The organism is Steroidobacter sp. (assembly GCF_016790065.1).
Lineage (GTDB): Bacteria > Pseudomonadota > Gammaproteobacteria > Steroidobacterales > Steroidobacteraceae > Steroidobacter.
Genome location: NZ_JAEUPY010000584.1, coordinates 1 through 13,047, shown reverse-complemented (window position 1 = coordinate 13,047; position 13,047 = coordinate 1). Strand labels below are relative to the sequence as shown.

At 61.9% G+C, this 13,047-nt stretch carries 12 protein-coding genes and 1 pseudogene; 1 reads left to right on the top strand and 12 read right to left on the bottom strand.

Translation table 11 applies throughout. The features are described 5' to 3' along the window. From JNL55_RS24265 to JNL55_RS24225, 9 genes and pseudogenes are all read right to left on the bottom strand, one after another. Nucleotides 1–286 (bottom strand): annotated as a pseudogene (locus tag JNL55_RS24265) (hypothetical protein); the annotation flags it as partial. A gap of 13 nt (nucleotides 287–299) precedes the next feature. Then, complete coding sequence (locus JNL55_RS24260; RefSeq protein ID WP_293860271.1) at nucleotides 300–1,313, bottom strand: DUF3150 domain-containing protein; 1,014 nt, start codon at nucleotides 1,311–1,313, stop codon at nucleotides 300–302. Between the two features lie 414 nt (nucleotides 1,314–1,727). Further along, entirely contained in the window at nucleotides 1,728–2,507 is a 780-nt protein-coding gene (locus tag JNL55_RS24255; protein WP_293860269.1) for a hypothetical protein, read from the bottom strand. Then, on the bottom strand, nucleotides 2,504–3,514 hold the full coding sequence (locus tag JNL55_RS24250; RefSeq protein WP_293860267.1) for an AAA family ATPase: 1,011 nt from the start codon (nucleotides 3,512–3,514) through the stop codon (nucleotides 2,504–2,506). Before JNL55_RS24250 ends, JNL55_RS24255 begins: the two co-directional genes overlap by 4 nt. Nucleotides 3,515–3,616: 102 nt before the next feature. Then, nucleotides 3,617–4,141 carry a hypothetical protein gene (locus JNL55_RS24245; protein WP_293860265.1) on the bottom strand — a complete coding sequence of 175 codons (525 nt, stop codon included), beginning with the start codon at nucleotides 4,139–4,141 and terminating at the stop codon, nucleotides 3,617–3,619. Between the two features lie 71 nt (nucleotides 4,142–4,212). Continuing rightward, nucleotides 4,213–5,094: a PD-(D/E)XK nuclease family protein gene (locus JNL55_RS24240; RefSeq protein WP_293860263.1), complete on the bottom strand. Its 882-nt coding sequence runs from the start codon at nucleotides 5,092–5,094 to the stop codon at nucleotides 4,213–4,215. A 105-nt stretch (nucleotides 5,095–5,199) separates the two neighbouring features. Then, nucleotides 5,200–5,544: a hypothetical protein gene (locus tag JNL55_RS24235; protein WP_293860260.1), complete on the bottom strand. Its 345-nt coding sequence runs from the start codon at nucleotides 5,542–5,544 to the stop codon at nucleotides 5,200–5,202. 199 nt (nucleotides 5,545–5,743) lie between these two features. Continuing rightward, entirely contained in the window at nucleotides 5,744–6,469 is a 726-nt protein-coding gene (locus JNL55_RS24230; RefSeq protein WP_293860257.1) for a hypothetical protein, read from the bottom strand. 19 nt (nucleotides 6,470–6,488) lie between these two features. After that, complete coding sequence (locus JNL55_RS24225) at nucleotides 6,489–7,139, bottom strand: hypothetical protein (RefSeq protein ID WP_293860254.1); 651 nt, start codon at nucleotides 7,137–7,139, stop codon at nucleotides 6,489–6,491. 1,080 nt (nucleotides 7,140–8,219) lie between these two features. Between JNL55_RS24225 and JNL55_RS24220 the strand changes: the two genes are divergently transcribed. Continuing rightward, entirely contained in the window at nucleotides 8,220–10,367 is a 2,148-nt protein-coding gene (locus JNL55_RS24220; RefSeq protein WP_293860251.1) for a single-stranded-DNA-specific exonuclease RecJ, read from the top strand. Between the two features lie 582 nt (nucleotides 10,368–10,949). On the opposite strand, the gene JNL55_RS24215 is transcribed toward JNL55_RS24220, so the two are convergent. From JNL55_RS24215 to JNL55_RS24205, 3 genes are all read right to left on the bottom strand, one after another. Further along, on the bottom strand, nucleotides 10,950–11,501 hold the full coding sequence (locus JNL55_RS24215) for a hypothetical protein (RefSeq protein ID WP_293860248.1): 552 nt from the start codon (nucleotides 11,499–11,501) through the stop codon (nucleotides 10,950–10,952). 318 nt (nucleotides 11,502–11,819) lie between these two features. Beyond that, nucleotides 11,820–12,263, bottom strand: a complete 444-nt coding sequence (locus JNL55_RS24210) for a hypothetical protein (RefSeq protein WP_293860245.1) — start codon at nucleotides 12,261–12,263, stop codon at nucleotides 11,820–11,822. A 42-nt stretch (nucleotides 12,264–12,305) separates the two neighbouring features. Further along, nucleotides 12,306–12,671, bottom strand: coding sequence for a hypothetical protein (locus JNL55_RS24205; RefSeq protein WP_293860242.1), 366 nt, complete (start codon nucleotides 12,669–12,671; stop codon nucleotides 12,306–12,308). Between the last annotated feature and the right edge of the window lie 376 nt (nucleotides 12,672–13,047).

Here is a 13,047-nt window from a genome sequence, read left to right as displayed (position 1 = left end):
GATGCAGGACGGGCGTGTCGATCTCGAGGTCCTGTGTGTATCGGATGTGGGCCGCTTCGTGCTCGAGATAGCCGAAGGCCAATGTTTCTACCTCGGGATCCTCGAACGGGAGCGTCGGCAACTGGATGTAGCTGCGACGATCCGTGTGCGCTTGCTGGCCGCCGATGCGGATCTCGATGTTCATGCGTCGGCCGATCGCGCGGGCGACGAACGGCAACGCACCCACGAGGGTGCGTTGCTGACGGGCCCGAAAGAGGCCAGCGGTGCTAGCTGTGGTCGTATTCATTCGTGCTGCTCCTTCAAAACCAGATTCCGTCAGGCTGATGGGCCGGTGGTAGCGGGGCGGGCGGTCGCGGTTCTTCGACGGTGTCGTTATCAACGCCGTCGTCTTCTGGCGTATCGCCATCGGTGGAGACATTCCCGTCGGTGTCGTCATCCTCCGGAAACAGTTCCAACGGCGCGGGCGCTGATGCTTGGTTTTGTAACAGCGCGGCGCCGTGAGAAACTAAGGTGTCACCGGACTGCACCAACGTGAACAGGCCGATGACCGCCGACAGATGCAAGTCCTCGATCGGACCGTGCCTGGGCAACGATCGCAGGACGCGATGAAACTGATGGATGATCGGTTGGCAGCGCTGATCCAGGTAGCTCAGTGCCTCGAGCTTTTTGACGATGGACTTGAGCGGTCGCAGGGCCTTTTGGCTCACCGACACCTTGCCCTCGTACGAAGCTTTCCAGGCTTGCCGAGCTTTGCAATTGATCTCCTTGAACAGCTGTCCGGCGAGGCCGTTGGCGGCTTCCATGAGACCGCCGTTCGTCGGGTCGATCGGGTTGTCGCTTGCCGGGCCCACTCGAAACGCTTGATAGATGAATCGGTAGCGCCGGAGCACATTGGTGCCGTCGGGCACCTTCTCATCGATGATGCTCTTGTACCTTGGATGCCGGGCGGTCCAATCATCCACCACCGATTGCAGGTTGGTCGAGATCGCTTCGGCTTCGCTCTGGAAGTTCGATTGATGCTTCGAGAGCTTCTCCGCCAGCCTCGGGACGGCCGATTCATCGGTGGCGTAGCCGCCTAAGAATCGGACACACACATCGGCGCAGTCGCGTTCGGCGGCACGTTGAATGGCGGCAACGCGCCGCAGCCGCTTCGGGTCGCAGAGCTTCAGGCTTCCCAGGGACGCGAGCTCCTCCGGCGGAAGCTTCGAGGCCGCATCGCCGAGATCGTCGACGCGCAGTCGGCTGCGGCCGGTCCAACGCGAGACACGTAACATGACACAAACAGTTTTCTCCAAGACGATGAGCTTCGTCATGCAGAATCTCCTTTGATAGGGGGCGGCCGGTCAGAACGTGAGGTCGCGGCGCCGCTACGGCGAGCGAGAACACGCGGCTTTGGGCCGGAAGGGTGGCGCTGACGACGTCCGCGTCTGGCACCTGGATCGGGCTGGTTTGCGTTGACCAGCGGGTTCAACTCACGCGCGAATGCGTAAGCCCAGCAGCTGCGCTTGCCTCAATGCCCGCGGCGTGGGAGGAATTGAGGGAAGCGGTGCTCGTCGGCGGTTCGCGGGGGCGCATTGACGATGTTGATGTGAGTAGCAAGTGCACGGGAGCCAGCGCGTGTTCAAACGCTTGGCCTCGCGCTCGAACACGCATGCCCAGCAATGGCTGAAACGGCTCGAGGTCGAAGTGCTTGTCCGAGCTTTCGCTCGGACAAGCCTCCATCGTTGCTATAGCCAGAAGGCGCTGCGGCCTTCCTCGGTGGATTGCAGCAGATTGATCTTTCCCAAGCAGAGGCCCAGTCGCTCACCGAGCGCCAGGACACGCTCGTAGTCGAACAGACCTTTGCCGATGAAATCATCGTCCTTGGCGATCTGGGGAGTACGCATCCCGTGAACGCCGTCGCTGAGCCAAATGGCGTCCGGGAACGACCGCCACATAAAGAGCAGGATCAAGCGCGGTAAGAGCCCCTGCCGGAGCAAGATGCGTCCACCGCCGCGACCGGTCGGCTGAATGCCGCCCTCATCGCTATACCCCAACGCCCACCCATGTTTGACGCCTTGTGCGTGCGTGGCCGTCCGCAGGACCACCAGGTCGTGGTCATACTCGACCACATCCGGTGCGACGTGACCCCACAGTTGAGTCGCCGCCCAGGACAACTTCTCTTCGACAGCTTCAGGGCTCAGGGGCCGAACGATCTCCCAGAGTTCCTCAACCGCCGAGGCGGCCGGGGCCGTGGTGGGAGATAGTTTCAGCCGGTTCGATTCCACGGTGGTCGAGCCCAGGTATTCATACCCTTTCTGGAGTTTCTCCTGGACTCGGCCGGCCATCTCAGCGGTCGCATTGGCGCACTTGAACTTGCCGCGAGGAACATTCGTTCGACGCACGACATGGCCCGTCGCACAGTTGAGGATGCTGATATCTCCTTCCGGTGTGACAGCGATCGCCCAGTCCTTGGATCCGCCGTGCACCGTACACCGATACAGATCGTGGTGATGCGGTTCGCTCATTCGAGCGCTCCCACCGAATCGCCCATTCGTCCTTTGACGATCTTCAAAACGGCCTTGCGGACCTCCGGCTTGCCCTTGGCCCGATGAAGCAACGCCCGATCCAGCGCGTAACCCACGACATTCACCGAGGCGCTCTCCGCGCCACGGAAGTAATAAGTCATCCGTGCCCACCGAACCAGTGAACGCGTCGACATCGTGAGCGGTAGTGCACCGGCGGAGGCGGATTCGCCCATGAAGGCCGCACGGATATCGTTTGCGACTTCAATCATCTTCGTTCGAAGCAGCGGAGGTAACTTCGGAGCCGCCGCGGCCAGGATGTGCTCTTCGAACGCGGGCTCGGGATAGGGCACATAGTACGTCCAGTAGCGGTCGGCCAATGCCATGTCCTGCTCACGCACGCTGACATACGAACCGACCGTATCGCCGCACAAGGCGCTGTTGCCGGTCGCCACGATGCGAAATTGGGGCGCGGGATCCACGGGCTCCAGTCCTCCCAGATGCACCATGAGCGGTTGACCCTCCAACACTTCATTCAAGCCAATGATGGTGCCGGGATCGGCGCGGTCAAGCTCGTTGGCCACGAAGATGCCTGGCCAGCCTTCGGCTCCCATCGCAAGCGGCAAATAGGAATAGGACGTGACTGTGGAAAAATCATTCAGATCCACGACCGAGACCAGCTCCTCGAACTCGACGGACTGATGCAACGTCTTGCCGTACATCGGGATGTGGAGAGCGGCACAGAAGTTGCGAATGCCGGAGGATTTACCCGAGCCGGTCGGTCCGAAGAGCAAGGCGGCATCGGAGGTGCGGCCTTCCTCCCACCAGATGATGAGATCGCGCAGCAGTGTGCGATCCCACCGAAAGTACGCATCGGGCCGCGGGACGAACCGGCAATTGCTCGGCTCAAATCCCGTGACATGTTTGTTGTCGGGGAACTCCGGTCCAAAGGCCGCAGCCAGGCTGTAGCTCTTTTGAACGGTGTGGTACTTGCTCGTGTCGGGCTTCATAGGAATGGTTCCTTTGAGAGGACCGCCCGAAAAAAGCGCTCGCCGGCCCTCGTCGGGAGAACAGGTAAGCGCTCGACGGCGGGGTCGTTGACTAGAAATGTTTCAGTCCAGCTGGTCGATGAGCTCCGGTGCGAACATGGCGAGGGTGCGTTCACGCATTTCCTCGAAGTCCACGCCGGCCGCCGCACAGCAGGCCTGAAACGAGCAGGGAGCCTTTTTGAGCTCCGAAAGGGATCGTTTGGGCGCCGCGATCCACGCGATGAGATCAGCGCGTAACTCAGGCGTCGTGCGTTCGTCGTTGAGCAGACGCAGCTGGTTCACCAGCATGGCGTCCAAGAAATGACAACACTCTTCGTCACTCCACTCATAGTGGTTGAGCGGCAGTGACTCCAAGCCGAGTGCGATTTGGGGCGGGGCCGTTCCCTCGGGAACGTCCCTACGGGCAGTGGCTTTCGGCGCATCCTCCTCGGCATCGTCCCCATCGATCAAATCGATATCATCGACGGCCAAATCCTCGAGCGGATCAAGCGCGTCGTCGCTGATCGATTCGATATCGTCGGGGGCGGGAGGGGGCGATACGCCAAAAAAGTCCATCTGCGCCTGACCCTCAGGGCAGAAGGTATGCATTGACTCAGGTCCTATGATGGAGCCCGGTCGAGATGGCGCCACGCGGCCAAGTCCGAAGGGACGACGGCCGACTAGGCGGTTTGCTGGGAGGAGCTTGCCGGAAACACAAGCCCCTCATCGTCGCCATAAATGCAATGCTGCGCGAAGGCGCACATCTCGCAGGGCGTGTTGAACTGCATGCGCGACACTTTGGGAAAGCGACGGCGCTTGATGTCTTCAGCCAACCAGAAGCACTTGTCGCGAAAGGCCAGTAGCTCCTGGGCGCTTCTCACCGGAACGAGCAGTGGCGGTTCGATCCTCGCACTGGCACGGCGCTTCAGGAAATCCCAGAAGCCCAGACGCCGCAGCGGCGGCAGTCCCAGTTTGCGACGATTGCCTTGTACCAGCACCTGGTAGGAGGTGAGTTGGTCCGAGCGCAGCGTGTAAAGCGGTGTATGGCTGGCCGCGGCGGATTTCACATCGACCACCGCCAGTTCGCTGTCATCCGTGTAGACGATGACATCGAGCGTTCCATCCAGAAAGACATCGATGTTCGTGAACCTGCCCAGATAGTAAGAGAGGGATACATCGAGCAAGGGATTGCCGTCAGCATCCAAGGCGACTTCGTAGCCGGTCGCATCCCAGCGTTCGGGCAGGTCGCGAAGTAGATCCGTGCCCATCCGCTCGAACACGTCCGGGCTTTGGGTGGCCGTGAAGACGAGGATGTTTTCACTCGTCTCCTGAGCCCACAGCGCCTGGAACGTGCTTACCGGATCGGGAAGCGGCGTTCCTAACGTCAGCGAGCGAAGATATTCGCGGGTCGCAATGTCCACACACCGACCAAAGGCCAAATTCGCGGCGGTGGCCAGGGACTGGATTTTGAGGATGTACTCGTACAGGAGCATGTGTCGGCAGTTGTCTGCCATCGCAATGAGGCTGGAACGCAAACGTATTTGCACATTCGTGATCTCCATCGGGTGATAGCCCAGCGACCTGCCGTGCGTCGACGCGGACGCGTACAAGCAATCACCGGGCCTGTGATAATGAGGCGCCGTGGCGATCTCGCAGAGGCCGCAGATCTAACGGCGCGGGCATCGATGCTGCTGTCGCAGGGTCACCTCCACGTCGGGCTCGGTGAGCCAGTCGATGGCTCGCTCGCGCAGCTGCTCGACGGGAGCTCGGCTGGCTAGCCAGTAGCAGAAGCGTTGCGACTGCATGAGCAGGAGCAGGTGCTCGCCATCCGACAGCGTCCACAGATGCGCCTGCCGGCCGACCACGGGCGCATCCAACAACGTGGAGCCGACGACTTCGCGCTCCGCTTGGTAGTCGCTCACTTGGCGGAGCACACGCAGTTCGGTCGGGCACAAACCTGTCAGCGGCGGTACTTGCGTGGCACCCAGGTGAATGGGCGGAGTCTGTTTCATTGGAAACGGCTCTCCTTCGGGGCAGGTGCTGTCCAAAGGTGAGTCCAGTTGGACGGCACGGGGGCGGGCTGAGGTGAGATCAGCGAGCTTCGACAGCGAGGTCGAGGCGATTGATTCGGTGGCGCAGGACGCTGGGAGGAAACGTGGGTCATCTAGACAGGGGCGCCGCGGCTCGCGGCGCCCCTGGAGAATCAGACCTTCAATGCGCTTCGGCGGAAGCACCGTGGCGTTGCTGGCGCGCCAGCGCGTTTAGCGCCTGGCGGGCCTTTTTCACATCCGCTCGGGTTTGCAGCGGGGGCACGGGCTGATTGACGCGCCGAGCCAGGTTCTCGATCATGCGACGCTCGGCGGCCGATATCTTGTTGTCGTTTTCATCCTGGTTCTTGGTCGTTTCCGAGGTGAGGTCGGTACCGTCCGTTTGCTCGAAGGTGTCGGGCGTTGAGCTTGCGAGCGTCGTGCGGGTCTGCGGCTGTGCTGTCCGACTCAGTCCTTGTGCGGCAAGGTCGCGATCCTCATCTTCGTCGAGCATCTCACCGCCAAAATCCAGTGCCGCAAGCAGCCGCTGGTTGGCGGCCGTTTCAAGGGCCTCCAAGTCCTTGTGTTCTTCGATCTTCATCGATGCGGAGGCGCTGCGAATCACGCGTTCCTGCGGGTCGAGGAGCCTGGCCGTGCAGACGAGCGTGTTTACGTCGTTCTCGATGCCAGGCAACCCCACATCGCACGGCTTCTTGCCTGCGTTGATCGCTTCACGCAGGAGCGCCATGCGGCCCTTTTGCAACGACAGCAGATCCGTCATCTCGATCACCACCCGGTAACCGTCCTTGGGGGGATACTCCGCAAGGAAGAGGGGAATGCGGGCGCCATAGCGCTTGTAGAGCACCTCGGCGCCGCGATCGCTTATCAGCGTTACAATCTTTTCTGCCATAGCAGGTCTCCGATAAACGCTACGCGGCACTCGATGTGGAGTGCGACGAGCGAAGTGGACGTGCCGCGTCCGAGGTCACCTCGGGCGGGCTCTCGTTCGTAATCCGGAATGTTTCGCGAGCACGTCGCAGCGTCCGGCGTCCTTCGCCGTGTGAGCCGGAACGTTCCTCATGAATGGCAATCTCGTGACGGCCATCGCGCTCGATCAGGATCATGTCACCCGACTTCACCTGTGCAACTTCGAGCGCGCGCGCAAGGTCGAGGCCAACGATCGAGCGGACGCGACGGTTGTCCTCCAGCAGCTCCACGCAGAAGCGCCCATCGTGCGTGGCACCTGCGAACAGCAGTTGGCCTCGAGCGGACGCTTCGATGGGCTGGGGGGCCAGCACGTGTCCCAGCGCGGGCGCCGGTGTTGGATGGGAGGTCTGGGCAGCAGGCTTCAATGCCTTGTTCTTCTCGGCCAGACACGTGTAGAGCAGACGCAGGGAGTCTCTCGCCTGACGATCTGCCAGCGCCCACAGCTCGCTTGTGCGTAGATGGAAATGTTCCTGCTCGGCAAGCAGCGGTTCAATCTCGCGACGTTCGGGCTGGCCCAGAACGACGCGCAACTTTTCAGAATGCAATTCAACAAAGCGGCGCAGGCGTCCGCCGGGGACCAACACCAGTTCCATGCTGGCGTCCCGATAGTGAACCCATCGTCGCTCGAACCACCGGCTTGCGCGGCCGGCGCGTGCATTGATCGGCGGTTCAGGCGACCCTGTGGGCAAATGAGAGTGCGAGATCAATGTGGAGCTCACACGATCCTCCTGTGATAGCTAGACAACGAAATGGCTCAGGTGCGTCGAACGCAGCGGGAGCGTGTCAGTGCAATCGCATGCACCGGATACCGGCTGAATATTTATCGTGGTCCAGCGGCCACGGTTTTCTTCGCTGCGCGGTGGGGGATCGCCGAACAGTCCAAGGTCCACGTGCGAAGCACGTCGTCATGGCACGGCAACGGTGTTGATTCGGAAGCCCGGAGAATCGATGGGAGTGGGATGGGCGCATCGATGCGCGCATGGACACTCGGAGGGTCACGTCAGGACGAGGTCGAGAGAACGAATGTGATCAGCCGGAGGGACAGGAGGCGTTTCAAACAACCACACGCACGGTCGCTTGAAACGCCTCCCGTGAGGGAGGACGCCGACACCCTCGAAGGGTGAAAGGGTGTCTTGCCGGAAAAGACTGCGAGTCCCCTCGCAGTCCAGTCCAAGCGGCAGCCGTGCAGGGGGTGCGGCGTGCCGTGCGGCCTGGGGTGCCTGTGCCCCGAACGTGGGCGTGCGATGCCCTACTCGTGCAGGCGTGTCACGAGGGTGGATACGGGTTCACACCCGCCACCTGATCAGTCTCCGTTCGTTCTGGTGGAGAGGACCAGCGTCAGATGCCCAGGGCATCCACGTGATTTCGTGACCTACAACGACAGGTCAGCGTCGAGTGCGCATACGCGCACGAGCTGCAAAAAAACGTCGATGTGAGATCTGATGCGCCGAGCAGTGTGCTCGCGAGACCCAGCAGATGTGCCGCGCGGGAGAAGTCTCGTGCGTGTTTTTTTACGCCGTCCAACTTCGACTGTCAACTACGAGTCGGCCGATGCGAACGAACGATGCAGCGTGGAGTTTGGCCTCATTTGGAGGAAACAAATTGAATCAAACCCTCTTGCAGTTGCCGCGAGGTGCGCTAGCGTGAAATGAAGTTTTTTTTGAGGCAGACCGATGAGTTCAGCCATTGAGACTCCGCTGATACTTCCGAGTGTGAGACGACGCGATGTCGATCCGCGCATCGAGCAGCTCGCGCTGGAGTTGAACCACTCACCGGTACTCGCCCGCGTGCTGGCGGGTCGCCGGTTGGTGTGCATGCGTGGCGTGTTACATCCGCTACTGCCGTCGCTCGACGATCTGGAGGATGAGCAGCGGCTCGCGGATATGGACCGAGCTGCGCAGCGACTGGCCGACGCCATTCTGAGTCGAGACGTCATTGGCATCGCCACGGATTACGACATGGACGGGTTGGGCGGACATGCCGCGTTTCGACGGGCCGTGGTGACGATGTTCGGACATCCACCGCAGCGCTTGCGCAGTTATATCGGTCATCGACTGGCGGAGGGCTATGGCATCACTCAATCGCTGGCGGCGCGCGTGCTTCAGGACAAGCCTGCGGTGTTGGTGACGGCGGACTGCGGTTCGAGCGATGAGGCGCGGATCGCGCAACTGTTGCAAGCGGGCATCGATGTCATCGTCACGGATCACCATGAACTGCCGCCTGAGGGCCCGCCGCGATCCGCTCATGCCTGCGTGAATCCACAACGTAGCGACTGCGGCTTCCGCGACAAGGCCATCGCCGGCGGCATGGTGGTGTGGTATCTGCTACGCGCTGCGCAAAGGATCCTCATCGACGCAGGCCATGAGCCGGCTCTGCAGGCCTCGCTCACCTCGTTGATGGACTGGGTCGCCTGCTCCACGGTGGCGGATTGCGTGTCGATGGCGAGTGTGAACAATCGTGCCGTGGTGAACGCGGGCTTGGCGCGCATGAATACGAGAGACCAACCCTGCTGGGAAGCGATGGCGCAGCTGATGAAGATCTCTGAGTTCACCGCTGAGTCGATCGCGTTCGGCGTCGCCCCCCGGATCAACGCTCGCACGCGCTTGGCCGACCCGTTCGCGGCCCTATATTTCCTGCTGGCGCGGGATCTCCCGAGTGCACACGCGCGACTGCGCGTTCTGGATGCTGAGAATCAAGCGCGCAAACAGATCGAGCGGCAGATGATCGAGGAGCTTTTACCGCGCGCCGCGCAGTTGTCGCGGCAGGGACGCCATGCCATTACACTTGCCTTGCCCGACGGTCATCCAGGCGTGCAGGGGATCTGCAGCTCGCGGTTGGTCGAGGCTTTCGGTCGGCCCGTGTTTCTGTTCTCACCGCACGCGGCGGAGCGGGGAATGCTTACCGGCAGTGCGCGCACCGTGGAGGGGATCAACGTCAAGCAGGTCCTGCTCAGCGTCGACGCGCAAGCGCCTGGATTGATCCAGCGCTTCGGTGGGCACAAGGCCGCGGCCGGTGCGCAAATTCGCGCGCAGGACTTCCCGTTGTTTGCCACGCTATTTGAGCGCGCGACGGCGGAGGCCGTCGCCGGAGAGCCACTCATGCCCTGGCGCTGGTCGGACGGGGAGTTGAGCCCGCGCCAGATCACACTGACGCTCCTCGAGGAACTCAAGATCCTGGAGCCGACGGGCAGGGGGTTTGAAGCCGCCAGCTTTGACGGTGCGTTCCAGGTGGTCGGCTTGCGCGAGCTGGGCGACGGAACGCATCTTCGGCTGGAGCTGCGTCGCGAGGGTGTCGACGTGGAGGCGGTGTGGTTTCGTGCTCGGCGCTCACCGCAACAGCCACTGCCCGTGAGGGTCGGCGAGCAGGCGCATTTCGTTTACTCACTGGCGGAGAATGCCTTTCGGCATCCACCGCGACTTGAGTTGCGCATCAGCGGGCAGGTGCAGCCACACGCGACGCCGACGCGTCTTGGCGGCGAACCCGGTGCAGCGGGTTCAGCCTACGTTCCTTTGGACCCGGGAGAGGCGTTCGAAGACGAACGTCACCTGCCGTGTGGCCCATCAGAGGGAACGCAGCGCCAAGGGGCGGCGGAATGCCAGTCGGCGGCTCAGCCGTGGCCGCGCCCCTTGACCGTGTTCTTGAAGGTAACCGGCACGCCGGCTGAATTCGAGCCGCCACACGGCGGCGATGATGAAGAATACGGCGGCGGCAAGCGGCGCGGCGACCGTCACGAACGCGTTCGGCCAGTCGTAGAGCGCGTTGACGACGTGCAACGTAGTGAGTACGCCAGCGGCAAACAGATTGAGGATGCACATCGTTAGAGCGTCCAGCAGGTGAGCCGTTTTCATGACAGAGGGCCTCGCGGATATCGAATCGGGCCCGAGATCATGCGCCTGATCTCGGCTAGTCATTGCCCGCCAGGGCGTACTGGAAGGCCCGTGATACAGCGTATTCGTACAACGCGTCGTTCGACAATCCACCGCGAGCAGATACATCCCGTCATTCCGACCCCCCGTTATTCGTCCTCGTCAAACAGGACATCAGAAACCGACCTGATCTTTTCCGTCTACTTCATCGCCCGGAGCCCAGTCGACAGCGCCTGATAGCACGTCCTCGGTTCCGTCTTCGAACACCGCGTTGACATACCCGAAAACAGCCCGAGCCTGTCTATTCTGGAAGCCAGTCGCTGGGCAAGAGATGAGGGAGATTCGATCGTTCGGGCGAGTTCCTCTCGATCCTTGCGCTGTCGTCGAGGGCGTCATCTGCCGTCTGATGCCATCTCTGAAACCTTCAAGCTCGATCGTTACTTCGTTCGAGATCGTCGATGAGTCGGATCACGAATCGCTGTTGTGTTTTCAGCCAGGCGTCGCCGAGGGACGTCGAAGTCTGTTGAGAGTTAGAGATCACACCGGCCGATGTCCGTCGTCGTCGGTATCCAGGTCTAGGACGCAATCCGGCCGCGGGACGTGCAGCACAACAGCGATGAGCGTAAGCGCTTTGGAGAGCCCCATCCGATAAGTTTCGATAGCGAATGCCGCGCGTTCCCGTTCTTCGTTGCCGAGTTCCACCGCCTGTTTGCGCTGGGCCGCATACTCCTGGAGGGCATCCTTCAGGTGCAAGCACACGGCCCTCATCGTTGTCTCCGCGCTGGGTGGCACCGGCAGCTTGGGACTGCGGTCACCGTCCGCCCTTCGCAGCCGCTCCAGATGCAGCAAGGTCTCGTAGAGCAGTTCGAGCGAGGACATGTCCAGGCCCTCGGCCACATCGATGAACTTGGGCAAGGAGATGCCCCGCTGCGCCGTCAGCAACACCTGAAGATGTGAACGGCTGAGGCGGCCGGACTCGATGAGGTCGCGTCGCCGTAGCGATCCGCGACCCCGGATCTGGAACATCAGTGCGCGCGAAAAAGCGCGCTTGACCTGCTCATTGAGCGAGGTTGGCGGTGTGCGGGGCACGGGACCCTCGGACAGTCCGCTGGAAGGACAGCTGTTCTGTCCTTCGGGCGCGACTGCGACCGACCTCGTTCAGAGGGCCGGGCGCGCGACGAGCGCGCGCAGGCCTGTCCGCGCGGACAGCCGCGCGCACACCAACAGTGGCACAAACCCGGTAAACTGACGGGCAGCCATACATCCTCCTAGTCAGGGTGTGGGTCAGGCGCGTGCCGGTGTGTCACCACCGATACGTGCCGGTTGAGTGGGGAGCGGCGCTGCCGCTCCTCACTCGCTTACGCACCAAGCCTCAATTCGACGTCCCGTGGCCTCACGGGACCTTGTTCAGTCGGTCGTTCGTCGATCCTCCGCCGCCTTGCCAACGTTTTGATCCGATCTTGCGGTCGCGCGATCCGATGCTCGCCGGCGTCCTCGTGCGGTGACCATCGACTGTCGCGGCTCGAGCAGCTCGTGACGAATCAAGCGCGACTCGATGCTCGCCTCGGATCGCTCGTGCAAGCGGGCGAGCTCGCCAAGATCGGTGACGCCGCCCTTGTATTGGGTCACCAGTCGCGAATCTTCCTCGTCTGACCACGGCTGGCCCGCATTCGCCGCCGGTTGCCGGTTTCGGCGCCGCTTCAGGATCTCCAACGCAGACGCGGCGGTGTAGAGCGCTCGAATGACATTCGGCGATTCAAACAACGAGCCCGGCGGAACCGGTTCGTTGGTGTCCGGATGCTTGCCCTTTGCCAATGAGCTGATGATCTTCAATGCCTCAACGATTTCCAAGGTCGGCCCATCCTTAACAACTCTGCTGCCTAACGGGTGCTGTCAATGTCTCGGTGCCGCGTTCGCATCGAGGTAATACACATTGTTCCAAAGGGTTGTGACTACCGGCGCCCACGAAGCAAGCTCTCCCACCGGTGCGGTTGCCTGCAACACGATGGGTGGATAGCCGAGCACATGCCCGACACACACTCGCACGTCCATGGGCGCGCCCCTCGATTCCATCGTGCCCGATACTTCGTATCCGCAGAGCACATCGTAGCGCTTGGGCACGATCTCAGACGCCGAGCGATCGTTGTACGAGTCCAATGCCATCTGCAGGCAACCGCGCGCATAGCGTTCGAAGTGATCTTCCGAGACACAGGGATAATTTAATCCGAGGGCCCAGCTCAGCAACGACTCACGGGGCATTTCGACAAGGAAGATCCGTCGCCCCCTCGTTCTATCGAGCCGGCAAGGCCACGACTCAGGTAGGTACACCACTAAGCCGAGTTCCGGAACACGCCGGAACGAAAGGTGCAGAACGTGAGCCATGCTGCGCTGGATCGCGACAGATCTGCCTGTGCCAGCGTCCGACCATCGCAACCGTCGGCTCGTCATCGCGACACCAGTCGCTTTGCCCGTATCTTCCGAGCCGAAGGCTTGGCCCGATTCGCCGCGGTCACTGCGGCGGCGCTAAGATAGCGAACGCTGTTCCAGAGGTGGCGCACCATGGGGTTCCATTGTGAGAGCGTGCCGGGGCGAGTCGTCGTTACCTGCAAGACCACCAGGGGCTTGCCAAGTCGAT

Coding starts and splice junctions, on each gene's coding strand:
- JNL55_RS24205 (WP_293860242.1), bottom strand. CDS start 12,671: ATGCCCCGTGAGTCGTTGCTGAGCTGGGCCCTCGGATTAAATTATCCC.
- JNL55_RS24240 (WP_293860263.1), bottom strand. CDS start 5,094: ATGGAGATCACGAATGTGCAAATACGTTTGCGTTCCAGCCTCATTGCG.
- JNL55_RS24225 (WP_293860254.1), bottom strand. CDS start 7,139: ATGGAACTGGTGTTGGTCCCCGGCGGACGCCTGCGCCGCTTTGTTGAA.
- JNL55_RS24235 (WP_293860260.1), bottom strand. CDS start 5,544: ATGAAACAGACTCCGCCCATTCACCTGGGTGCCACGCAAGTACCGCCG.
- JNL55_RS24250 (WP_293860267.1), bottom strand. CDS start 3,514: ATGAAGCCCGACACGAGCAAGTACCACACCGTTCAAAAGAGCTACAGC.
- JNL55_RS24220 (WP_293860251.1), top strand. CDS start 8,220: ATGAGTTCAGCCATTGAGACTCCGCTGATACTTCCGAGTGTGAGACGA.
- JNL55_RS24255 (WP_293860269.1), bottom strand. CDS start 2,507: ATGAGCGAACCGCATCACCACGATCTGTATCGGTGTACGGTGCACGGC.
- JNL55_RS24245 (WP_293860265.1), bottom strand. CDS start 4,141: ATGCATACCTTCTGCCCTGAGGGTCAGGCGCAGATGGACTTTTTTGGC.
- JNL55_RS24260 (WP_293860271.1), bottom strand. CDS start 1,313: ATGACGAAGCTCATCGTCTTGGAGAAAACTGTTTGTGTCATGTTACGT.
- JNL55_RS24230 (WP_293860257.1), bottom strand. CDS start 6,469: ATGGCAGAAAAGATTGTAACGCTGATAAGCGATCGCGGCGCCGAGGTG.